Raw genomic sequence first — 20,954 nt, forward strand, 5'->3', positions numbered from 1 at the left:
GTCGACAAGATTGGCGATCAATCGCCGAAAGGCGGCCCTGCAAGATGGAGAATGCGCAGACCGGCGAGGCACCGGCGCCGGGCGAGCCCGTACTCGTGACGTTCGACGGCGAACAATGGCGAATATCTCGCGGACAGTTGCTGACGTTGGGCCGGAGCCGGGCATGCAATGTGCGTTTCCCGGATGATGATCACCTGTCGCGGCGAGCGGGTTCGCTGATCGTCCTCAACGACTGCGTCCTGATACGCAATGACTCACACCACAAACCGCTCGTCGTCCGGCCGCCGGTCGGTGAGGACCGGCTGGTCGAGCCGGGGGCGGCGGTCACGTCACTCCCGTTCCCGACCTTCAGCGTCGTCTTCGCCGGTCGTACCGGCTCGACGGTGACTGTGCGGGTGGACGCCCGTTCGCTGACGCCGGGCGCGGACCGGCGCGGGGACGCGGCGGTGAGCCGCGCACCCAGGACCGTCACCTCCCCGATGGCGCTGACCAGGGGGCAGCGGCTCGTGCTCGCCGCACTGTGCGAGCCGTTGCTGGTCAGGGCCGGACCACAGGCGGTCCCGGCGACGTACGCGCAGATGGGAAGGCGGCTGGGCCGGCAGCCCCAGTACATCCGCAATGTCGTCAAGTCGCTGCGGGAGAGCCTGTCCGGGCACGGCATCCCGGGCCTGACCACGGACGACAAGGAGATCCCGCACGACGACTTCCGGTGGGCGCTGGCGCGTTGGGCCGTGCGCACCGGTGTCGTCAGAGCGGAGGATCTGCACGCCCTGCCGTCCGAACCCGAGGCCGGCCAGAACGATGGATCCTGACAACGCCCGGCCGGACGACGAGCCGGTCACCCGCGGCGCGCCGGATCCGCCGCATCCCCCGCCCGTCGGCGGCATCCGAGGCGGCGCGCCGAGCAGGATCGGCGTTCCGGCCGACGAGCCCAACGGGTTGTTCGTCGGCCCGCCGGAGGCACCCGACCGGCACGAGTTGCTGGGCGACGGGATACCGGGCGGTGAGGGGATCACCTGGAAGGCCCGCTATCAGGGTGAGCTGACCTCACCGCTCCCGCTGGCGATCAAGCTGCTCAGCCCGCCGCGCGACGCCGGGCCTGATTGGCCCTCAGCGCGTGATCTGCAGCGCTGGCGCGACCATGCCGTGCTGCTGCGACACCTGAAGCTGGACCATGTGGTCCGGCTCGACGAGGTGTTCCTGGGCGCCGCTCCCCATCCCGCCGGAAGCGCGCGAGCGGGGCACGCCCCCTCGACCGAGTCGATGGCGTACCTGGTCATGGAGTGGGTCGAGGGGCCGACGCTGCACGCGCTGCTGGCCGGCGTCCCGGCGAGTGGCGACACGATCCGCCGGCGCCTGGAGTACGTGGCCGAGGCCGGCGAGGCACTTGCCGGCCTCGCCTCCGTGACGCGCTCCGGCGGGAACCCGAGCCTGCACCGGGACGTGAAGCCCACCAACTGCATCGTGCACCCGGAACGTGGCCTGGTGCTCATCGACGTGAGCACCCTGCGGCTCATCGACGACGGGCACGACCTCGCCGGATGGCACACGCCCGCCTACACCGCGCCCGAGGTCCTGGCCGCACCGCAGCTGCCCCGGGCCGTGGCGGCGGACGTCTACTCGCTCGGCGCGCTCGCCTGTTTCTGCCTCACGGGCCAGGACCCGCCGGTCGCTGACGCCGCCGGCGCCTCGGCGCACATCGAGCGCGAGTTGCAGGCCGTGGCCGAGGGCGCCGGAGTGACCGATCCCGGGCGCCTCACGTCGCACGTCCTGACCGCCCTGGACGGCGACGCGTCCCGCCGCCCGGCCGACCTGCGAAGCTGGAGCCGCGGCCTGCTGGAGGCGGCCGTTCTCACAGGTGCCGAGCCGGCGGCCGGCGACTCCGGCGAGCCGGCCGGCGGTGCACCGGTCGACGGCGAGCCGGTCAGCCATCCGACTTCCCCGACGCGGCCACGCCGGCGATGGCCCCCCGTCGTGGTGGCCGCGGCGAGCCTGGTCGTCGCCGCGGGCGGGGCGTTCCTGCCGGGGCTGCTGATCCGTACCCCCGGGGCCGGCAACCCCGGTCAGACCGCACCGCCCTCGCTCACCGGCGGCACCGGTACGGCGCCCACGCGCCCCACGCCGAGCCGCACCACCGGCGACGCGGCGAAAGCCACCGGAGCCATCACTTCGCCGGCCGACGGTGCGGGCGTGAAATATTGCTCCTACTTCTCCGGCACCGCCTCGCTGCCGCCCGGCACCACCTTGATCCTGGCGAAGCAGAATATCGTCAACGGCGATCCCACCAAATACGTCGAGGTCGTCTTCGGTTACCGGAATCCCAGCGCGCTGGCCACCTGGAAAGGCGCTCAGTATTTCGGCGGAGAAAACGAGGGCGGCGTGGGACAGGTTTTCCGCATCCAGTTGATCGCGGTGAAACTGGAGCGCGCCGTACGCTTCCACGACACGCAACTCACGGTCGGCGAGGTTCAGGCCCTGGTGAAGTCCGGAACCGTGTTGGCCAGTGTCAAAGTGCACCGGATCGCCGCCGGCGGGACCCCGGACCAGTGCCCCGGGCCACCCGCCTAGATCGCGACCGGGCCTTCTCAGCGGCGGCATCCGGAGCGGTACCCCCAGGAACAGCCCGGCCGACAGTGCAGTCCCGCACTGTCGGCCCGGCCGGTCGCGGCCTTCACTGCTCGAAGGAGCACACGCCGACTTCGAACCGAGTGGGAGTCCGCCATGAAGCATCCCCGTCTCCGGCCGCACCTGACGGCGATCGGCAGCGCCGTCGTGACGCTGGCCTCTGTCATGACCGCCGCAACCCCGCTGCCCGCCGCCGCCACGACCAACGCGTGCACCAACCCGGTGCTGGCCGCCAACCTCAATGGCTGGGGGCCTCTGGACGGCGGCTGGGTCACCCGCGACCCGGTCGGCGACCTGTCCGGGGCGAACTGGGCGTTCGACACCGGCGGACGCTCCTTCTACATGCCGCAACTCGCGGTAACCGCCGGCCAGACCTGGACCTTCTCCGCACAGGACCGGGTCGTGTACGGCTCCGGCACCGCCCGGATCGTGGTCGAGTGGTACGACGACAGTGGTCACTACCTCAGCGAACAGCCGGGGCCGATCGCCGCTCTGCCGGCCTCCACCGAGACCGGCGGCACGTGGACCCCCGTCACCGCCACGCTCACGGCACCGACCGGCGCCACCTCGGCGCACGTGCTGCAGGAAGGCGACTTCGGCACCGCGACGGGCACCGACTTCAAGGCCACCAAGTGCGACTACCGGCTCGGATCGGCCGCGCCGAGCGACCTCGCGTCGGTCCGCCACGGCTGGGGCACCCCGGTGGCCGGTCAATCCGACGAGTACAACGGGACATCGGTGGACCTGGCCAAGTGGGGCCTGTTCGGCGCCGACCCCGGCCAGTCGACCGGATGCTCGCCGGGCTACAACGGCCACGGTCAGCGATGTGCGTCACAGACCACAGAGGGCGGCGGACACCTGTCGGTCACCGGCACCGCGGACGGCAGGACCGGTGGCCTCTACAGCCGGATGCGCCCCTTCAAGTACGGGCGGGTCGAGGTCAGGGAACGTGCGGTGCCGCTGGCCGACAACGGCGGACAGCGATACCACGCGGTGCCGCTGCTGTGGCCGGAGAACGACGCCGACTACCCCCGGGCCGAGATCGACTTCGCCGAACGCGACGTGGCCTCGCCCACCGTCGACCTGTTCGTCCACCATGACGGCACCCAGAGCAACTGCTCGTTCGCCGTGGACTCGACGCAGTTCCACAACTACGCCGTCGACTGGCAGCCGAACTCGGTGAAGTGGTACGTCGACGGCAACCTGATCTGCACGGTCAACGCCGCGATCGACTACTTCAACACCACCAACGGCGGGGCCCAGATGGACATGTTCGCCGCGACCGGCACCTTGATGCGCCCGGCCCGGCAGGACGTCGACTGGATCCGCATGTACGCCACCGCCTACACCCAATACCACTGAGGGCCGCGCGGGGCGGTGCCTCTCGGCGGGCGGCCGGGCCGAGGGCGAGGGGGCCATGAGGAGCGATCGCCCGGAGGTCAGTGGCGGGGGCGTGGGGCGGCGGCCGACTGAGCCAGACGGAGCAGCGACAGCAGCGTGGTTCGCTGGTCGTCGTCGAGCACCGAGATGATCGGCGCCCGCTCGAAGAGGCGGCCCAGGAGGCGGCCGCGGAGTTCTCGGCCGGAGTCGGTGAGGACGAGCCGCTTGGCCCTGCGGTCGTCCGGGTCCGGCTCCCGGCGCAGGAAACCGCACTGTTCGAGCGCGTCCGCGATTCCGGTCACGTGGGAGGGCTCGCAGTGCAGCTGGCCGGCTATCTGCCCCATGCGCAGCGGTTGGCCGAGCTGGAGCAGGGTGTGGGCCTGCGGCACGGTGAGACCGACCGCGGCGGCCGTCTCGTCGAAATGTGCCCGCAGGGCGGCGTCCGCGGCGAACAGGCGTTCCACGATCTCCTGGCCCTCGGGTCCGGCCAATCGATCTCCAGCTCCGCCACGACTCCCCCGCTGCCCACACTGTTTCAGCTCTTGAACTATATGCCCGACGGGCGCGACGCCAGGCGTCACACAGCGGCCGGTACGGCGGGCCCGGCCACGCGGTGCCGGCCGTCGGCCGCACGGGAGGCGCGCGACACCCGGGCCATCGCCAGGAAGGAGACCAGCAGGCAGGCGGCGCCCAGCGGCATGAGGTCCTTCTCCACGAACGGCACCATGACGTCGGCGACCACCAGGACGGGCGTCCACGCCTTGACGCGGCGCTGGACCGCGAGCTGGAGGACCAGGCCGATCTGGGCGACGAAGAACAACATCGGCCCGAAGTCGTAGACCACCTGCTGCACCCCGGGAGCCGACTGGACCTGGTCGAAGAGCACGCCCATCGCGGCGTGGTCGGCCGAGCGGAACCCCACGACGATGTCGATGGCGAACTGGGCGATCAACGTGGTGATGCCGACATGTCCGGCGACGGCCAGCCCGGTCGCCAGGCGGCCACGACCGGCCAGCCTGCGCATCTCGTGGAAGGTCACGGCGAAGAACGCCAGGGCGCCGATGAAGGCCAGGTGCCCGGTCGTCCAGGCGAGGCCGGGGCCGCGGCTGCCGTCCAGGCCGTCCAGGATGCGGATGACGCCGTAGGTGAAGGTGAGGACGGGGGCGGCGACGAAGGCGATGCGGGGGTTCATCTCGTTGGCTCCTTAGCGGTGATGACCTCCCTAATCCTGGTTTTCCACGGCCTTACGGACATCGCCGGGACGGGCGAAGTCCCGTCTCGCTCTTGAGTGGGATGCGGGACCTCATCTCCCTCCCGAGAGGGATCATTCCCCGCCCAGGCCGACGAGGCCGAGCTCGTAGGCGAGCACGGCCGCCTGGGTGCGGTCGCGGGCGCCGAGCTTGTCCAGCAGGTTGCCGACGTGCGTCTTGACCGTCTCCCTGGTGACGTGCAGCGCGGCGGCGATCTCCGCGTTGCTTTGCCCGAGCGCGATGTGCCGCAGGACGTCCAGCTCGCGCGGTGTCGGCTCGACGGGCAGTCGCTGGCGGGCGCTGCCCACGTGCGGCGAGGCGATGCGGCGCAGCGCGTCGGGGAAGAGCACCGCGTCGCGCCGGTGCACCAGGCGGACCGCCTCCACCAGCTCGCCGGCGGGCGAACGTTTGAGCACGTAGCCGGCGGCTCCCGCGCGCAGGGCGCCCCAGACGAGCTGGTCGCTCTCGAACGTGGTGACCATGACGACGCGCGTCCTCGGCGAGCGGCGGGCCAGCTCCCGGGTCGCCGCCAGACCGTCCATGACGGGCATGCGGATGTCCATCAGCACGACGTCCGCGCCGGCGCCGGCCGTGACCGCCGCACAGCCGTCGGCGGCCTCGGCCGTCACCTCGATGTCGTCGTGCAGGCTGAGCATGGTCGCCCAGCCCGAACGGATGAGCTGCTCGTCGTCGGCCAGGACGACCCGGATCACAGCGGCAGGCTCGCCCGGACGCGCCACGTTCCGCCCACCTCCTCCCAGGTGCACGTCCCGCCGGCGAGCCGGGCCCGCATGCGCATGCCGGTCAGGCCGCGCCCCGGCTCCCCCGGCCTGCTCAGGGTCGCGTTGTCCATGGTCAGGGTCAGTTCGGCGGCAGCGGCGACGGTGAGCGTGACCGGGCCGTGCCCGTGCCGCAGGGCGTTGGTGAGCGCCTCCCTGGCGATCGCGAACGCGGCCCGCGAGGTCGCGGGCGACACCTTGCCGAGGTGGCCGACGCTGACCCGGACGTCGAGGCCGCGGGTGAGCGTGCCGAGCGCCTCCAGGGTGGGCGTCCGGCCGGCCGCGCCGTCGTCGAGCACGCTGAGCAGCACGTCGAGCTCCTGCTGGGCGTTGCGGGCGGTGGTCGTCAGGTGGCCGAGCGACTGCGCGGCGAGCTCGGGGGCGGCGCGGCGCAGCGCCGCCTCGGCCGCCATGGCCTGCACCAGGACGACGGTGAGGGCGTGGCCGACGGAGTCGTGCAGTTCCAGGGCGAGCGACTGGCGGCGGTCCAGCTCGTCGATCAGCCGGGACGGCTCAGAACGCAGCAGCCGCCGCGCGACCCAGCGCTGGCCGAGCCCGGCGGTGACCATCGCGGCCAGCACGACGGCGGTGAGCAGCAGCACCTCGGCCACCTGGCCGGGCGCCGCCTGCCACGCCCGCGGCAGCAGCCCGGGGGACAACGCCAGGACGGCCGCGCTGAGCGTCCCGCCGACGTACAGGTGCAGGCTGGTCAGGGCCACCAGGTAGAGGCGGTCACCGCGCTCGGGCACGTCCACGTCGAGCAGGTCCGACAGCGCGATCACCTCCAGACGGCGGGTCAGCGGCAGCAGCGCGAGCAGCACCGAGGCGGGCAGGCACGCCGCCCACAACACCAGCAGGCGGCCCGGCGTCAGCTCGGCCAGGATCGGCAGGCCGAGCCCGGCGGCGACCGGAGCCAGCAGCGCGGCGCCCAGAAGCTGGTAGACCCCGGCCCGCACGGCCTGGGCGAGAGGGCGTTTCACGTGGACCGACGTTAGCCGACGCCTCCGTGGCCGCACTCCCCCACCGGGGGGAGGCAGGGTGGCCCGGTCGTTCCTAGCGTGGGGCGCCATGACGAGAACTGATCGTTCGCGCGGCGCCGCGGCGCCGCTCACCGTGGCCGCCGCGACCGCGGGATCGCCGGTGACCGGCGGGCGGCTGCGCACGGCGTGGAAAGCCGCCCACGCGCCGGTGGCCGGGGTGCCCCGCTGGGCGCGGATCGCCGCCTACGCCGTGCCGTTCACCGTGCTGCCGTCCAGCTTCTGGCGGTTGCCCGCGGCGTTCGACCGCGGGATCGGGGTCGGTGAACGGCTGTACGTCGTGTGCCTGTCGATCGTGTCGGAGCTGGTGGCGTTCACCGCCGTCGGGCTGGTGGCCGCGTGGGGTGAGCGGTTTCCCCGCTGGATCCCCGGGTTGCGTGGCCGGCGGGTGCCGCCGCCGGCCGCCGTCGTTCCGGCGGCGTCGGGCGCCGTGCTCCTGACGGTCCTGTGGACGTACGCCTTCGTGACCCAGCTCGCCGGGGTGACCATGCGCGGCGAGCCGATCCCGCCGGACTTCCCCAGCCGGGCGGGCGGCTGGGAGGCCGCGATCTTCGCCGTCTGCTACCTTCCGCTCCTGCTGTGGGGGCCGCTGCTCGCCATCGTCACCTACGCCTACCACCGGCGCCGGAACCCGCGCCCCGGCGTGCCCGCGCCCGCTCTCAGTGGGACAGGGCGGCGGTGAGCCGGTTGCTGAAGCGGGCGAGCAACCCGCTCTGGGACGTCTCGGAGACCATCCGGCCGACGAACGGGGGGATGCGCCAGTTGGCGGGGCTGCGCCTGGCCAGCCTGGACACCAGGTTGACGTGCGGGTAGCGGGCCCGCTCGTAGGCGCGCAGCCGTTGCGCCGGGTCGCCCCCCTTGGCCAGCTCGCGGCCGAGCACCCACACGTCCTCCAGGGTCTGGTTGGCGCCCTGTCCGAGGGTGGGCGGCATGAGGTGGGCGGCGTCGCCGATCAGGGTGACGCGGCCCTTGCCCCACTCCCGGCGCACCTTCTGCCAGTGGTGGCCGAAGAAGTCGAGGTCGGCCTCCGACGCCTGGGCCAGCAGCTCGGGGACGGGCGACGCCCAGTGACCGAAGCGGCGCCGCAGCTCGGCCAGGGGCGCGGCCGGGCGCGGCTCGCCGGGGGCCCAGCGCACGTCGAACCACCACTGGAGCTTGCCGTCACCGGCGGGGATGATCCCGCACGCACCCTCCTTCCCGGTGATCATGAGGTGCAGATGGGTGCGGGCGAGGTCGATGTCGATCCGGCTCAGGGCCTGCCAGGTGCCGAACGTGGCCGTCCGGATGGGGACGTCGCCCCACAACTCGCGCCGGACGGCCGAGTGGTGGCCGTCGGCGCCGATCAGCAGGTCACCCGTGGCCGTCGAGCCGTCGTCGAAGGTCACCGTCACCCCGTCGCCGTCCTGGGTCACGGTCCGGCAGGCCGTGCCGTAGCGGATCAGGTCGCCGGGCAGCCCGTCGGCCAGCCGTTCCAGCAGGAGGCGGCGGGAGATCGACTTGTTCGGGAAACCGTAGAGCGCGGCCGCGTGGGCCATGTCGGAGGTGAGCCGCAGCCGGCCGTCCGCCGTCAGCGCGTCGATCCGGTCGAACCGGCCGCCGACGCCGTCGAGGCTGACACCGAGGTCGTGCAGCACCGCGGCGCCGTTGCTGAAGATGCTCAGCCCGGCGCCGCCCGTCCGCATGGCGGGGGCCTGTTCGTAGATCCGCACCTGGTGCCCGGCGGCGAGCAGGCTGCGCGCGACGGCCAGACCGCCCACGCCGGCGCCGATGACAACAACGTCCATTTTATCTCCAAAACGAAGTTACTTCGATTCAAAGATACATCGCTGTGAAGTACATTGGGGCGAGTGACCGACAACCACCCGGAAGAGGACGTCTACCGCGAGTTCCTGATCGCGGTCATGCTGCACATCGAGGCGATCGCCGACCGGCTCGGGGTGCACCATGTGGACGTGGCCGCGCTCATCCTGCTGGAGATGCGCGGCCCCCTCCCCGTGGGGGCGATCTCCGAGGAGCTGGGGCTTCCGTCCGCGTCCGCCACCCGGCTCATCGACCGCCTGGAGAAGGCCGGCTACGTGCGGCGGGTACGCGGCGAGCGCGACCGGCGCATGGTCACGGTGGAACTGCTGGAAGGCGGCATGGCCGAGTACCACGCCACCCGCATCACCTCCGAGCGGCACCTGGGGCGGATCCGCGGACAGTACACGCAGGAGCAGGTGCCGTTGATGCTGGGCATCCTCGCCGGCGTCGCCCGCGCCTACCGCTCGGCCACCAGGGAGATACGCGAGCAGTCCGACTGAGGCGCCCCGGCGGGCCCGCGGGCGCTCGGCCCGCCGGGTCGTGGCGTCAGGACGCGTCGCCGGCGCGGTCGACCTCGTCGACGAAGGCGAGCACCCGGGCGTTGACGCGGTCGGGGAACTCGCCGTTGAGGGCATGGGAGGCGTCCGGCCACAACTCGACGACGCCGCGGGCGAGCAGGCGGCGGGCACGCAGGGCGGCCTTGCGCGGGTCGTGGATGATGCTGCGCCCGGCGATCAGGGCGAGCACCGGCACGCCGAGCCCGGCCACCTGGTCGTCCGTGGGATACGTGGGCGGCGGCAGGAAGGCGGTGAAGTCCCGCATCCCGGCCGAGATCAGGTTGGCGACGGGTTCGTCGTCGGAGGCGTCGGCCCCACCGGAGATCCAGCTCAGCAGCTTCCGGCGCCACGACTCGGGGAAGAACGGCACCACCGAGCCCAGCGAGAAGACGACGACCTTCCAGGTGATCCGGCCGAAGAGGTTGGCGGGATCGAGCACGCTCACCGAGGCGATGCGCTCCGGCACCCGCAGGGCCAGGTGGAAGGCGCTCCACCCGCCTATGGACACGCCGAGGAGGTGCACCCGGTCGAGGCCGAGCCGGTCCAGCAGTTCGGCCAGCCAGGCCGCCTGGTCGTCCGCACCGGTGAACGCCCGGGTCTGCACCGACAGGCCGGGCTCGCCCAGCAGGTCGACGGTGTAGACCGGCCGCCGGGCGACGAGGCCGGCCAGGTTCGCCTCCCACATCGGGGTGGCCGAGGTGCGCCCCGGCAGCACGAGCAGCGGCACGCCGTCGCCGCCACCGAAACGGTAGACCCGGACGGATCCGAAGCCGGTCACCACGTCGTGGGTCTCGCCGGGTTCGGGAAGCCGGGCCATGGCGTCGTCGTAGGCGGCGCGGTAGCGCGCGAAGGCGGGCGCGTCGCGGAAGTGGCCGAGCCGCCGCGCGCGGAACGCGGCTCCGATGTTGGGTTCGACAAGGTCGTTCACGTGCGGGATCCTTCGTTCGCCCTTCGCGATACGATCGTATCGCAACAACGTCACGATACACTCGTATCGCAAAGAAGGGGGGGCCGTGCCGAAGCAGGTGGACCACGCGGCGCGGCGGGCCGAGATCGCCCATGCCGCGCTCAGGCTGTGCGCTCGTGACGGCCTGGCCGGTGTGAGCATCGGAGGGGTCGCCCAGGAGGCCGGCGTCTCCAAGGGGCTGGTGCAGCACTATTTCGGGGCGAAGGCCGACCTGCTGCGCGCGAGCGCGCAGCTGCTCAGGCAGGAGATCGAAGGCCATGTCCGCGCGGCGCTGCGGGAGGCCGCCGGGCCGGCCGACACGCTGCGGCGCACGCTGCTCGCCGTCGTCGAGCTGGGCTCGCGCGCTCCCGTGCTGCTGCTCGCCGGACACGCGTTCCTGGCCAGGGCCGTCGCCGATCCCGACGTACGCGAGCTGTACCGCGCGGGCGGCGACGCGGTGCACCGCGAGATCGCCGCGCTCGTGGCCGCCACCGCCGCGGACCCCGGTGTCGAGGCGGGCGCCGAGGCCCACGTGCTGCTCGGGCTCGCGCGCGGGCTGGCCGACGGGGTGCTGGTCGGAGACCTGGACATCGCGGAGGCGACCGCGGTCCTCGACCACCAGCTCCGCCGGCTCGGCCGGCCGGCGGGCACCTGACGGAACGGCGCGGGCGGCCCGGGGAGATCCTCCTCCGGGCCGCCCGCGGCGCTCTCACCCGCCGATCGCGGGCATGCCCTCCGGTACGGCCTCCGCCGCCGCGTCCGGCCTGGCAGCCGCGAGCAGCTCCACCAGCCGGTCCGCGATCGCGGAGATGGTGGGCTGCTGCCACAGCAGGGTCGCGGGAAGACGGCAGCCGAAGCGCTTGTCCAGGCGCCGCCGGACCATGACCGTCATCACCGAGTCCAGCCCCTGCTCGACCAGGGGACGGCGGACCGCCAGGTCCTCGGGGGCCAGCCGCATCACGGCCGCGATCTCCGCCCGCACCTCGGGCAGGACGCGGTCGCGCAGGTCCTCCGCCGTCAGGCCGGCGAACGACTCCGCGGGCCCGCCCAGCTCCTCCTCGGCCGGGACGGGCGCGTCGATCACCGGGTAGCGCAGCCCCGTGAGGTGTCCCACCACCCGGCCGTCCAGGTCGGCCAGGAGCGCCCGCACGGTGTCGTCGGCGGCCCGGTCCACGGCCGCGTCGATGACCACCGTCGCGGGTGGGGCGCCGGTCAGCACGACCTCGTCGATGTGCACGACCATGCGCAGCACCGGATCGCCGGGGAACACGCAGGGCGCCACGGACATCGCCGCGTCCAGCGCCGGGGCCCAGCTCTCGGCGTCCCCGGTGCGGACGGTGGCGCGCAGCGCGCCGTCGCCGCCCAGCAGCGTCTCGATCGTCCAGTCGAAGCCCGTCGAGGGCACGCCGACGGCGGCCAGCCGCCGGTGCACGAACCCGGGGTCGATCGCGGTCAGAGCGCCGGCGTCGGGCAGCACGTCGGGCTTGACCTGGCCGGGAGCGGCCACGTCCGCGGTGACGTGCACCAGCCAGGCCGGTTCCGGCTCGCCGGGGCCGGCCGGCGTACGGGCGGCGAGCCGGACCGCCGGAGGTTCGTGCACGACCTGGACCTGCCGGCGTTCCGCGGTCATCAGCGGATGCGTCATCTCCACGCCGGTGAGCGTGGTGTCCTCGTCCTCGGCCGCGTGCAGGAACGTGTTGACCAGCACGGCGGCGGGCACGATCTCGACCCCGTTGAGGGTGTGGCTGCCCGGGTAGGGCCGGTTGGCGTCCTCCAGGCTGGTCCGCCACACCCGGGTCCGGCTGCCGGCGAGGCTGGTCCCGGCTCCGAGCAGGGTGTGGGAGCGCACGTCGTGCCCGCGGTTGTCGTCGTCGCCGGAGTCCTCCCGCCAGTGGCGGCGGTGTTGCCAGGCGTACGGCGGCAGCTCGGTGAGGCCGCCGTACGGCTGCAGCCGGTTCCAGTCCACCTCGACGCCGTGACAGTGGGCCGTGCCGACCGCGGCGAGGAAGGCCGGCAGCTCCGGCTGGTTCCGGCGCAGCGTAGTGCCGACGAACACGTCCTCGAACCCGTTCTCCGACAGCGTCTCGGTGACGGAGTGCGCGACCACCGGGTGGGGGGAGATCTCCAGGAACACGCGGTAGCCGTCCTCGGCCGCGGCCGTCGTCGCCGCGGTCAGCCGCACGGGGTCCCGGAGGTTCGCCGCCCAGTACGCGCCGTCCAGCACGGGCGTCGCCCGGGGGTCGGCCAGCGCGGTCGAGTACATGGGGATGCGGGGCGCGCCGAACGACAGGTCGGCGGTGGCCGCGGCCAGCTCGACGGCCGGCGCTTCCATGTGCGGGCTGTGGAAGGCGACGTCCGAGGCCACCCGCCGCACCACGATGCCCTCGGCCGGCCAGTCCTCGACCACCGCCTCGACCGCGGCGACGTCGCCGGACAGCACGGTGGAGACCGGCGACGACGAGATCGCGGCCACCAGGTCGGTCCGGCCGGCCAGCCGCTCCGCCGCCTCCTCGAAGGACAGGCCGACCATCACCATGGCCCCCTTGCCCTCGGCCTGCCGCAGCAGCCGCGAGCGGCGGCAGATCAGGCGGGCGCCGTCGGCGACGGTCATCGCGCCGGCCGTCACCGCGGCCGCGATCTCGCCGACGGAGTGGCCGATGACGGCCCGCGGAGCGACCCCGTACGCGTTCCAGAGCCGGGCGAGGCCCAGCTGCATCACGAAGATCATGGTCTGCACGCGGTCGATCGTGTCGAGATCGCCGTCGGCCAGGACCTGCCGCGGCGAGAAGCCGATCTCCGCGGCGAAGATCGGCTCCACCTCGTCGACCAGGGACGCGAAGTCCGGCACGGCGAGCAGTTCCCGCCCCATCCCGCGCCACTGGCAGCCCTGCCCGGAGAAGACCCAGACCGGCCCGGGGCCGAGCTCGGGCAGCACGTCGCCGGTGAGGACCGCCTCGGCCGGCACGTCCTCGGCGAGCCTGCGCAGGTGGGCCGCCAGCTCGTCGCCGTCCGTCCCGATCACGACGGCGCGACGGGCCAGATGGGTGCGCCGCAGCGCCAGCGTGTGCCCCGCCGACGCCGGGTCGACGCCCGTCCCGAGGTGGTCGGCGAGCCGGCCCGCGTACTGCCGAAGGGCCTGCTCCGACGCGGCCGACAGCGGGAACAGCCGCTCCGCCCGGGGAGGCGTCTCCTCCTCGGCGGGCGCGTGCCGGTCCGGCGGGGCCTGTTCGAGCACGATGTGCGCGACCGTGCCCCCGTACCCGAAGCTGGAGACGCCCGCCCGGCGCGGGTGGTCGCGCTCCGGCCAGGCCGACGGCCGCGTCACCACCCGCAGGCCCGAGGTCTCCCACGGGACGGCCGGGTTGAGGGCGGACAGCACGCTCGGCGGGATCTCCCCGCGGTCGAGGGCGAGCACCGCCTTGATGACGCCGGCGATGCCGGCGGCGCCTTCGAGGTGGCCGATGTTGGACTTGACCGAGCCGATCAGGCACGGGTCGCCGGGGGGCCGCCCCGCGCCGTACACCGAGGACAGCGCGCCCGCCTCCAGCGGGTCGCCGAGCCGGGTCCCGGTGCCGTGCGCCTCGACGTAGTCGACGGTGGACGGCGCGACGCCCGCCTGCCTGCAGGCGCGGGCCATCACGTGTTCCTGGGCCTCGCCGCACGGCGCCATGATGCCGTTGGTGTGCCCGTCCTGGTTCACGGCGCTGCCGATGACCAGCGCGAGCACGCGGTCGCCGTCGCGCTGCGCGTCGGACAGGCGCTTGAGCACGACGATGCCGCAGCCCTCGCCGCGGCCGTAGCCGTCGGCCGCCGCGTCGAACGACTTCGACCGGCCATCGGGCGCCAGGGCTCCGGCGGTGCCGAGCGTGAGCGTCTGGCCGGGGGTGACCAGCAGGTTGACGCCGCCGGCGAGGGCGACGTCGCTCTCGCCGAGCCGCAGGCTCTGCGCGGCCAGGTGCAGCGCGACCAGCGACGCCGAGCAGGCGGTGTCGATCGCCATGCTGGGGCCGCGCAGGTCGAGGGAGTAGGAGATGCGGTTGGCCACGGCGCAGGTCGCGGCGCCGATCCCGGTCCATGCCTCGATCTGGGGCAGGTCCTCCAGCAGCCGGCCGCCGTAGTCGGCCGTGCAGACGCCGACGAACACCCCGGCGTCGGTCCCGGCCAGCTCGTGCGGCGGCAGGCCGGCGTGCTCCAGGGCCTCCCACGCGGTCTCCATCAGGATCCGCTGCTGCGGGTCCATCAGCTCGGCCTCGCGGGGCGACAGGCCGAAGAACTCCGCGTCGAAGCCTTCGATGTCGCTCAGGAAACTGCCGTGCCGTACGGCGTCGCGCAGCGCGGCGGCGTCTTCGGGGCTCCGGGTCTCGTACCGGCGCCAGCGTTCGGCGGGCAGCGGCCCGGTCGTGTTGCGGCCGGCGCACAGCAGGTCCCAGAACTCGTCCGGTGAGTGGACGTCGCCGGGAAGACGGCATCCGATCCCGACCACCGCGACTGGTTCCACCCGGGCTCCGCGCGGAGTGTCGACCATCTGCGTTCGTTTCCCTTCGATGTCAGGCCCAATGAGGAGTTTCGAGGATTTCGAGCACGGCGCCGGAGACGGTCACCCCGGGTCCGGTGCCGAGCATGAGCAGGTGGTCGCCGGGGCCCAGCTGCCCGGTCGCGAGCAGGTGGTCGAGGGAGAGGACCTGGTCGCCGGCCCCGCAGTGGCCGATGGTGCGGCCGTAGTCCCAGGTGGAGCGGGACATGGGCAGGTCGACCACGGCCATGCACCGCTGTTCGACGATCTCCTCGGAGTAGTTCATGAACGCCACCCGGGTGAGGTCGCGGGCCTCGATCCCGCTCTCGTCCAGCACGCGTTCGACGATCTCCACCAGCGCCCGCTGGATGTTGAACAACGCCGCGCTGGTCTCGCCCCTGGGCATGACCTGCTGCCGGAACTGCTCGTTGCGGGCCGCGAAGCTCATCCGGCGCCCGACCGTGACGCCCGGCGGGAACAGCGGTTCGCTGCCCCGGTGCAGTTCCTCGGCCTCGGCCACCGTCGTCGTGCAGACCGACGCCAGCCGGGCGAATCCGCGGTCCTTGGTGAGGACGAGCGCGGCGGCGGCGTCCCCGCCGATGTAGCCGGGGCCCATCCGCCACCGGTCCATCAGCGGGGTGCCGTAGTTGTCGGCGGCGACCAGCAGGGCGGCCTGCCGGGCGGGAGCGGCGGCCAGGTGACCGGCCGCGAGTTCCAGGGCGATGAACATCCCGTTGCAGCCCTGCCGGATCTCGGTGGCCAGGACGTCCCCGCCGACGAGATGACGTTGCAGGTAGGAGTGCGGCGGCCAGCCGTCCGGGCCCTGGTGCCAGGTCGAGGCGTACAGGAGGAGATCGAGGTCGCCCGGCGCCCGGCCGCTGCGCTTGATCGCGCTGCGCGCCGCGTGCAGGGCCATCTCCGGGGCCGGCACGTCGCCGGCGACCACCGTCCCCGCCAGGTTGTGCAGCTCCGCTTCCTCCGCCGGGTACCAGCCCTTGGCGACGGCTTTCTCGACGCTGACGACGGTCCGGGGCAGGTAGGTTCCGACGCCGCTGATGTAGGTGTCCGCGTACCGCATGACTTCCGTCCTCGTCCCGGCTAAGCGGATTGGAGTTCTCTGACCATCGTCACGATGGTCGCGACGTCCCTGAAGTTCTCGGGGTCGAGCATGGCGGCGGTGATCCGGACGCCGACGTCCTTGCGGAGGAAGTTCACCAGCCGCGCCGTGCGCAGGGAGTCCAGGAGGCCCGACACGAGGAGCGGGGTCGTCTCGTCGACCTTGACGTCGTCGCCGTCCAGGACGAGGTTGTCCTGGACGAAGTCGACCAGCCGCCGCGTGATGTCGTCGCTCACGCGTGTGCCCCTCTCGTGACGGGAGCGGTGGACAGGACCCGGAACGCCGCCGCGGCGACCGACGTGCCGGAGCCGAAGCCGACCATGAGCAGGTGGTCGCCGGGCACGAGCCCGCCGGTCGCGATCAGGTGCTCGAAGGCGATGAACTGGTCGACCGCGCCGCAGTGGCCGACGCGCCGGCCGTAGTCCCAGGTCGTCTGGTCCTCGTCGATGCCCAGCCAGGACATCTGCCCGTCCAGGTCCTCGCGGCGGCCGTGCGGGAACGCCACCCGGGTGATGTCGGCAGAGCCGATGCCGGCCTCGTCCAGGGTCTGCTCGACCTGCTGCATCATCGTCTTCTGGATCGTCAGGTGGATGCCGGTGCCCTGCGCCTTGAGCAGCCGCTGGCGGAACTCCTCGTGCCGGTCCCCGAAGCTCAGCCCCCTGCCGACGGTGGCGTCCGGGGGGAAGAGCGGGTAGGCGCCGTCGTTGACCGCGTCGGCCTCCGGGATCACCGTCACGTTCACCGACAGCAGCTCGGCCATGCCGTAGTCCTTGCCGAGGACGAGCGCGGCCGCGGCGTCGCCGATCAGCGCCCCGGGGGTCATCCGCCAGCGGTCCACCAGCGGCGTGCCGTGGTTGTCGGAGGAGACGACCATGGCCGTCTCCCGGTCGGCGGCGGCCTGGAGGTAGCTCGCCGCCAGCTCCAGCGAGCTGATCATCCCGACGCAGCCGCTGCGGATCTCGAACGCCGGCACGCCGCCGCCGAGGAGGTGCATCTGCAGGTAGTGCTGGGGCTGCCAGCCGTTGGGGCCCTGGTGCCAGACCGACGGGTAGAGCAGCAGGTCGAGATCGCGCGGGGAGGACTCGCCCCACCGCTCGTACGCGTCCAGGACCGCGAGCCGCGCCATCTCGGGCGCCGGCATGTCGCCGGCCACCGCCGCGCCGATCTGCCGGAACTTCTCGGCGTCCGCGGCCGGGTACCAGCCCTCACGGACGGCCTGCTCGACGCTCACGCTGTCAGGCACGTAAACGCCCAGGCTCCTGACGAACATGTTGGGTGTACGCACACGCCTCCTAACTCATCGACGAATCCCGGACAACGGCCTTCGGCAGGGAAAAGCGCTTATCCGATTTATTTCAGGCCAGGAGTCATGCGGCCCCCGGCCGGTCGGGAAATACGACGTGAAATGAGCCGGCGGGCCGTCCCGGGTAAGGATAGGGGCGGCCCGCCGAATAAAGCAATATCGTGGTCCGCGACCTTCCGTGACCGACGTTCGACGGAACGTGTCGCAATAAGGGAAAGCCGCTATTCAGCTCACCACCGGGGATTCGCCGAATAAAATTCGGGAATCCGCCCGGATTGCCGAATAAAATTCTGGAATCCGGGCGGCCGGGAGACCCAGCGCCGGGCCGTCGCCATTCGGTCCCGTCCCGGCGCGCGTCGTGTCAGGGCACTCTCGTGCAGACGAGGTTGTTGAGCTTGAACTGGGCGGGAATGTCGTTCGTCCCGGTGACGGTCGCCGAGAAGCCGAGGCTCTGGCTGGAGCCGGGGCCGATGTAGGAGTTGGTGCCGGCGTCGCGGGCGGTCACCTGCGTGCCGGTCTGGGTCACCGCGGTGTCCCAGGCGTAGGTGATCTGCTGGTTGCCCGACCAGGCCCACGTGGCGGTCCAGCCGTTGATGGGCGTCGTGCCGGTGTTCCTGATGGTCAGGTGGCCGTTGAACGCGCCGGGCCAGACCTCGGTGGTGTAGGTGACCTCGCAGGAGGTGCCCATCTTGAGCCCGCCGCGCAGGAAGGTCGTGAAGTTGGGCCAGGTGGGGTCGAGGGTGCCGGTGCCGACGGTCTCGCCGCAGTTCTTCGTGGTGCGGACGGTCTGCGTGCCGTAATGGGCGGGGTCCATGACCTGGGGCATCATGTGGTCGGCGCCGGGCACCGAGACGAAGGTGGCGGACCCGCACTGAGCCTTGATCTTGTTGTAGAGCAGGACGCTCTGCCCGTGCGGCACCAGGAAGTCGGCCTGGCCGTGCAGGAACATCAGCGGCGGGTCGTTGCCGTCGACGTACGTCATCGGATTGGCCTGGGCCACCGTGGCCGGGCAGGTCTGGATGGGACAGCCGACCAGGAGGGACTCCGGCGAGGCCGGAGAGTTGTGGTCGAGCCCGCCGGTCGACAGGTTCTGGGCGTTCATCTGCAGGAAGTCGGTCGGGCTGTAGAAGGCGAGCCCGGTCTGCACGGCGCTGGAGACGCCGGTCGTGCCGAGGGTGCCCTCCAGCGCCGACACGCCGCCGGACAGCGTGGCCATCTCCGTCAGCCAGCCGCCCGAGGAGTCGCCCATGATCGCGAATCGGTTGGGGTCGAGCTGGTACGTGGCGGCGTTCGCGCGCAGCCAGCGGATCGCCGCCTTGATGTCGTGCACCTGGGCCGGGAAGATCGCCTGGGCGCTGGAGCGGACGCTGACGCCGGCCACGGCGAAGCCCAGGGGGTTGAAGATCGCGGCGATGGCGTCCGCGCCGGCCTTGCCGTCGTCGCTGCTCCACGCCGAGCCGGTGTGCCAGATGATCAGGGGGCGGGGCGTGATGCCGGTGGCGGGCAGGTAGAGATCCAGCAGATGCCCTCTGCTGCCGGCCGGTTGTGCGGGCGCGTAGGCGATGTCGGTGATCGTCTGCGTCGCGTGTGCCGGCGGCGCGAAGGCCGCCGGCACACCGACGGCGGCCAGCACGGTCATCGCCAAGCCGACGGCGGCCGTGCGGATTCGAGCTTGCATGGTGCGACTCCGGTTGGTCGGATGGTCGCCGCTTCCCCGGGTGGCCGTCCGTGTCTCGTTCGATGGCAGGGCGGCCGTGATGAGCACGCCGACCTGTAGCGCCTGTGAGAACAACGTCCTGTTCGAGTGTCGCGGCTCACATCGATATGGGCGGGGAGACGATATGACACCTACGCGACGATGGTCAAAGTTTTCGTAGTTTCGTTTCCAGTAGAACGGGAAAGCGGCATAAATCGTACTTTGGGGGCGTAAGGCGCGGAGACGGCCCCAGATCATCCATGGCATGCACAGGCGGTCGGATACACCCCCACGGCGTCTTTCACGCCGATGAAAGTTTCATGACCCGGCGGCCGGCGATTCCGGCGCGACAATCCCACCGGAGCCGTTAGTGATAATGTCCACCGACATGATCTCCCCAGTCGCAGGAGGACGAATGCGAAAGGCACGCGCTGTTCTCGTCTCGGCCGTCATGGTCCTTGGAGTGTCGCTGACGATCGGCGCCGCCCCGGCGAACGCCGAGAAACTGGCCGGCGTCTTCAGGGAGCACGCGGAGTGCGAGCGGATCGGCACCCAGGGCATCGACCAGAACTGGTGGGACGACTATTCATGCCAGTGGGAGAGCAAGTACAGCTACTACTTCCTCTACGCCTGACCCAGTGAGACGCACGCCCCCCGGGCCCGCGGATCGAACCGGGGGCGCGTGCGCCCGCCGCGATCGGCAGGAGCCGGAAGGCCGTCTCAGCGAAGGGCGGCCAAGGTGGTGAGGGGGTTGTCCAGGAGGCCGGCGAAGGCGAGTTCGGCGGCTCCGGCGAGCGTGGTGTCGTCGCCCAGGGCCGTCACGGCCAGGCGGACCCGTTCCCGCGACACCGGCAGCACGTGCGCGTCGATCCGGGCACGGACGCGTGGCTCGGCGCCCGGGTAGACATCGCGCAACATCCCGCCGAAGACCACGAGCGCCGGGTTGAACAGGTTGATGAGGTTGACGACGCCGACGCCGAGCCAGTCGCCGACGCGGTCGAGGGCGTCCCGCGCCCTGGCGTCACCGGCCCCGGCGAGGGCGACGACGGACCGGATGCCGTCGCGGCCGACGAGGTCGCCGGACCGTCCCGCGTAGTCGAGCAGGGCCTCCTCCCCCACCTCGGCCTCCAGGCAGCCGCGCGACCCGCACAGGCAGGGCCGCCCGTCGAACGGGTTGACCAGCATGTGCCCGAGTTCGCAGCCGTAGCCCGTGTCGCCGTCCAGGAGTTCGCCGCCGACGATGATCCCGCCGCCGACGCCGACATCCCCGTGCAGGTAGACGAGGTTGTCGGCGTCTCGTCCCGCGCCGCGCACGTGCTCGGCGATCGCACCCAGGTGCGCCTCGTTGCCCACCTCGACGGGCAGCCCGAGGCCGAGCCCGGCGCCGAGTTCCGCGCCGAACGCCTGGTCCACCCAGCCGAGGTGCGGCCCGTACCGCACGGTCCCGTCGGCCCGCCTGATCAACCCGCAGTACGAGGCGCCGACCCCCACGCACAACGAGCCCGGCCCGGCCCCGGCGACCAGCTCGCGGCCGAAGGCGGCCAGGACCCCGACGACGTCCGCCAGGTCGACCCCGGCGCGGGCGCGGACGCGCTCCCTGCGGTCGAGGACCTGGCCGCCCAGCCCGACGCGGGCCGCGATCAGCCGGTCCACGGCGACGTCGAACGCGAGCCCGTACACCGTCCCCTGCTCGGGCATGACGACGATGGACGGCCGCCCCGCCCGGCCCCGCCCGGCGGGCACGCCCTCGCGGACCAGCCCGGCCGCGGCGAGTTCGGCGGTCAGATCCATGATGGTGCTGCGGTTGAGGCCCATCCGGCGGCCGAGCGCGGCGCGTGACACCGCCCCGTCGTGGTGGACGCGCCGCAGCACCTCGCTCAGGTTCCGCTGCCGCATCTGCTCCTGCGTCCGCACGCCCACCGCCGATCCCGCCATCCCCGTCACCCCTTAG

General features: G+C 72.4%; 19 protein-coding genes. 7 read left to right on the forward strand and 12 right to left on the reverse strand.

Features of this window, described 5'->3' with window-relative positions; all coding sequences use genetic code 11:
* Positions 1–44 precede the first annotated feature (44 nt).
* The 3 genes from ABZ459_RS21290 to ABZ459_RS21300 all read left to right on the forward strand — a co-directional run bounded on the left by ABZ459_RS21290 (position 45) and on the right by ABZ459_RS21300 (position 3,987).
* Entirely contained in the window at positions 45–812 is a 768-nt protein-coding gene (locus tag ABZ459_RS21290; RefSeq protein WP_357972563.1) for a hypothetical protein, read from the forward strand.
* 127 nt (positions 813–939) lie between these two features.
* Positions 940–2,568, forward strand: a complete 1,629-nt coding sequence (locus tag ABZ459_RS21295) for a hypothetical protein (RefSeq protein WP_357972566.1) — start codon at positions 940–942, stop codon at positions 2,566–2,568.
* A gap of 153 nt (positions 2,569–2,721) precedes the next feature.
* Complete coding sequence (locus tag ABZ459_RS21300; RefSeq protein WP_357972569.1) at positions 2,722–3,987, forward strand: glycoside hydrolase family 16 protein; 1,266 nt, start codon at positions 2,722–2,724, stop codon at positions 3,985–3,987.
* Between the two features lie 77 nt (positions 3,988–4,064).
* Here the strand turns inward: ABZ459_RS21300 and ABZ459_RS21305 are convergent, their stop codons facing one another.
* From ABZ459_RS21305 to ABZ459_RS21320, 4 genes are all read right to left on the reverse strand, one after another.
* On the reverse strand, positions 4,065–4,496 hold the full coding sequence (locus tag ABZ459_RS21305; RefSeq protein WP_357972572.1) for a MarR family transcriptional regulator: 432 nt from the start codon (positions 4,494–4,496) through the stop codon (positions 4,065–4,067).
* An 86-nt stretch (positions 4,497–4,582) separates the two neighbouring features.
* Positions 4,583–5,197 (reverse strand): hypothetical protein, encoded by a 615-nt coding sequence (locus tag ABZ459_RS21310; protein ID WP_357972575.1) that lies wholly within the window; start codon positions 5,195–5,197, stop codon positions 4,583–4,585.
* A gap of 132 nt (positions 5,198–5,329) precedes the next feature.
* Positions 5,330–5,968, reverse strand: a complete 639-nt coding sequence (locus ABZ459_RS21315; RefSeq protein WP_357972578.1) for a response regulator transcription factor — start codon at positions 5,966–5,968, stop codon at positions 5,330–5,332.
* The gene (locus tag ABZ459_RS21320) at positions 5,965–7,014 is read right to left on the reverse strand and encodes a histidine kinase (RefSeq protein ID WP_357972581.1); all 1,050 of its coding nucleotides are present in this window, start codon (positions 7,012–7,014) and stop codon (positions 5,965–5,967) included. The genes ABZ459_RS21315 and ABZ459_RS21320 overlap by 4 nt, the downstream gene beginning before the upstream one ends.
* Positions 7,015–7,102: 88 nt before the next feature.
* Here ABZ459_RS21320 and ABZ459_RS21325 point away from each other — a divergent pair, with 88 nt between their 5' ends.
* On the forward strand, positions 7,103–7,753 hold the full coding sequence (locus ABZ459_RS21325; RefSeq protein ID WP_357972584.1) for a hypothetical protein: 651 nt from the start codon (positions 7,103–7,105) through the stop codon (positions 7,751–7,753).
* Here the strand turns inward: ABZ459_RS21325 and ABZ459_RS21330 are convergent.
* Positions 7,731–8,855, reverse strand: coding sequence for an FAD-dependent monooxygenase (locus ABZ459_RS21330; RefSeq protein WP_357972587.1), 1,125 nt, complete (start codon positions 8,853–8,855; stop codon positions 7,731–7,733). The two genes, ABZ459_RS21325 and ABZ459_RS21330, sit on opposite strands and share 23 nt — an antisense overlap.
* 63 nt (positions 8,856–8,918) lie before the next feature.
* Between ABZ459_RS21330 and ABZ459_RS21335 the strand changes: the two genes are divergently transcribed.
* The gene (locus ABZ459_RS21335; RefSeq protein ID WP_357972590.1) at positions 8,919–9,371 is read left to right on the forward strand and encodes a MarR family transcriptional regulator; all 453 of its coding nucleotides are present in this window, start codon (positions 8,919–8,921) and stop codon (positions 9,369–9,371) included.
* Between the two features lie 46 nt (positions 9,372–9,417).
* Here the strand turns inward: ABZ459_RS21335 and ABZ459_RS21340 are convergent, their stop codons facing one another.
* Positions 9,418–10,356 (reverse strand): alpha/beta fold hydrolase, encoded by a 939-nt coding sequence (locus tag ABZ459_RS21340; protein ID WP_357972593.1) that lies wholly within the window; start codon positions 10,354–10,356, stop codon positions 9,418–9,420.
* Positions 10,357–10,441: 85 nt separating this feature from the next.
* Here ABZ459_RS21340 and ABZ459_RS21345 point away from each other — a divergent pair, with 85 nt between their 5' ends.
* On the forward strand, positions 10,442–11,029 hold the full coding sequence (locus tag ABZ459_RS21345; RefSeq protein ID WP_357972596.1) for a TetR family transcriptional regulator: 588 nt from the start codon (positions 10,442–10,444) through the stop codon (positions 11,027–11,029).
* A gap of 54 nt (positions 11,030–11,083) precedes the next feature.
* Here ABZ459_RS21345 and ABZ459_RS21350 read toward each other — a convergent pair whose 3' ends face one another.
* From ABZ459_RS21350 to ABZ459_RS21370, 5 genes are all read right to left on the reverse strand, one after another.
* Positions 11,084–14,872 (reverse strand): beta-ketoacyl synthase N-terminal-like domain-containing protein, encoded by a 3,789-nt coding sequence (locus ABZ459_RS21350; protein WP_357972599.1) that lies wholly within the window; start codon positions 14,870–14,872, stop codon positions 11,084–11,086.
* 49 nt (positions 14,873–14,921) lie between these two features.
* Positions 14,922–15,965 (reverse strand): ketoacyl-ACP synthase III family protein, encoded by a 1,044-nt coding sequence (locus ABZ459_RS21355; protein WP_357972602.1) that lies wholly within the window; start codon positions 15,963–15,965, stop codon positions 14,922–14,924.
* Between the two features lie 20 nt (positions 15,966–15,985).
* Positions 15,986–16,240, reverse strand: a complete 255-nt coding sequence (locus ABZ459_RS21360) for a phosphopantetheine-binding protein (protein ID WP_357972605.1) — start codon at positions 16,238–16,240, stop codon at positions 15,986–15,988.
* Positions 16,237–17,289, reverse strand: a complete 1,053-nt coding sequence (locus ABZ459_RS21365; protein ID WP_357972608.1) for a ketoacyl-ACP synthase III family protein — start codon at positions 17,287–17,289, stop codon at positions 16,237–16,239. The genes ABZ459_RS21360 and ABZ459_RS21365 overlap by 4 nt, the downstream gene beginning before the upstream one ends.
* 379 nt (positions 17,290–17,668) lie before the next feature.
* Positions 17,669–18,985 carry a cellulose binding domain-containing protein gene (locus tag ABZ459_RS21370; protein WP_357972611.1) on the reverse strand — a complete coding sequence of 439 codons (1,317 nt, stop codon included), beginning with the start codon at positions 18,983–18,985 and terminating at the stop codon, positions 17,669–17,671.
* Between the two features lie 433 nt (positions 18,986–19,418).
* Between ABZ459_RS21370 and ABZ459_RS21375 the strand changes: the two genes are divergently transcribed.
* Positions 19,419–19,637: a hypothetical protein gene (locus tag ABZ459_RS21375; protein WP_357972614.1), complete on the forward strand. Its 219-nt coding sequence runs from the start codon at positions 19,419–19,421 to the stop codon at positions 19,635–19,637.
* Positions 19,638–19,723: 86 nt separating this feature from the next.
* On the opposite strand, the gene ABZ459_RS21380 is transcribed toward ABZ459_RS21375, so the two are convergent.
* On the reverse strand, positions 19,724–20,938 hold the full coding sequence (locus tag ABZ459_RS21380) for an ROK family transcriptional regulator (RefSeq protein ID WP_357972617.1): 1,215 nt from the start codon (positions 20,936–20,938) through the stop codon (positions 19,724–19,726).
* Positions 20,939–20,954: the final 16 nt, after the last annotated feature.

The organism is Nonomuraea sp. NPDC005692 (genome assembly GCF_040631115.1).
GTDB lineage: Bacteria > Actinomycetota > Actinomycetes > Streptosporangiales > Streptosporangiaceae > Nonomuraea.

What these genes read in the sequence shown, in the direction of transcription:
- ABZ459_RS21290 (WP_357972563.1), top strand. Translation starts at nt 45, where the DNA reads ATGGAGAATGCGCAGACCGGCGAGGCACCGGCGCCGGGCGAGCCCGTA.
- ABZ459_RS21300 (WP_357972569.1), top strand. Translation starts at nt 2,722, where the DNA reads ATGAAGCATCCCCGTCTCCGGCCGCACCTGACGGCGATCGGCAGCGCC.
- ABZ459_RS21310 (WP_357972575.1), bottom strand. Translation starts at nt 5,197, where the DNA reads ATGAACCCCCGCATCGCCTTCGTCGCCGCCCCCGTCCTCACCTTCACC.
- ABZ459_RS21325 (WP_357972584.1), top strand. Translation starts at nt 7,103, where the DNA reads ATGACGAGAACTGATCGTTCGCGCGGCGCCGCGGCGCCGCTCACCGTG.
- ABZ459_RS21330 (WP_357972587.1), bottom strand. Translation starts at nt 8,855, where the DNA reads ATGGACGTTGTTGTCATCGGCGCCGGCGTGGGCGGTCTGGCCGTCGCG.
- ABZ459_RS21355 (WP_357972602.1), bottom strand. Translation starts at nt 15,965, where the DNA reads ATGCGGTACGCGGACACCTACATCAGCGGCGTCGGAACCTACCTGCCC.
- ABZ459_RS21370 (WP_357972611.1), bottom strand. Translation starts at nt 18,985, where the DNA reads ATGCAAGCTCGAATCCGCACGGCCGCCGTCGGCTTGGCGATGACCGTG.
- ABZ459_RS21375 (WP_357972614.1), top strand. Translation starts at nt 19,419, where the DNA reads ATGCGAAAGGCACGCGCTGTTCTCGTCTCGGCCGTCATGGTCCTTGGA.
- ABZ459_RS21380 (WP_357972617.1), bottom strand. Translation starts at nt 20,938, where the DNA reads ATGGCGGGATCGGCGGTGGGCGTGCGGACGCAGGAGCAGATGCGGCAG.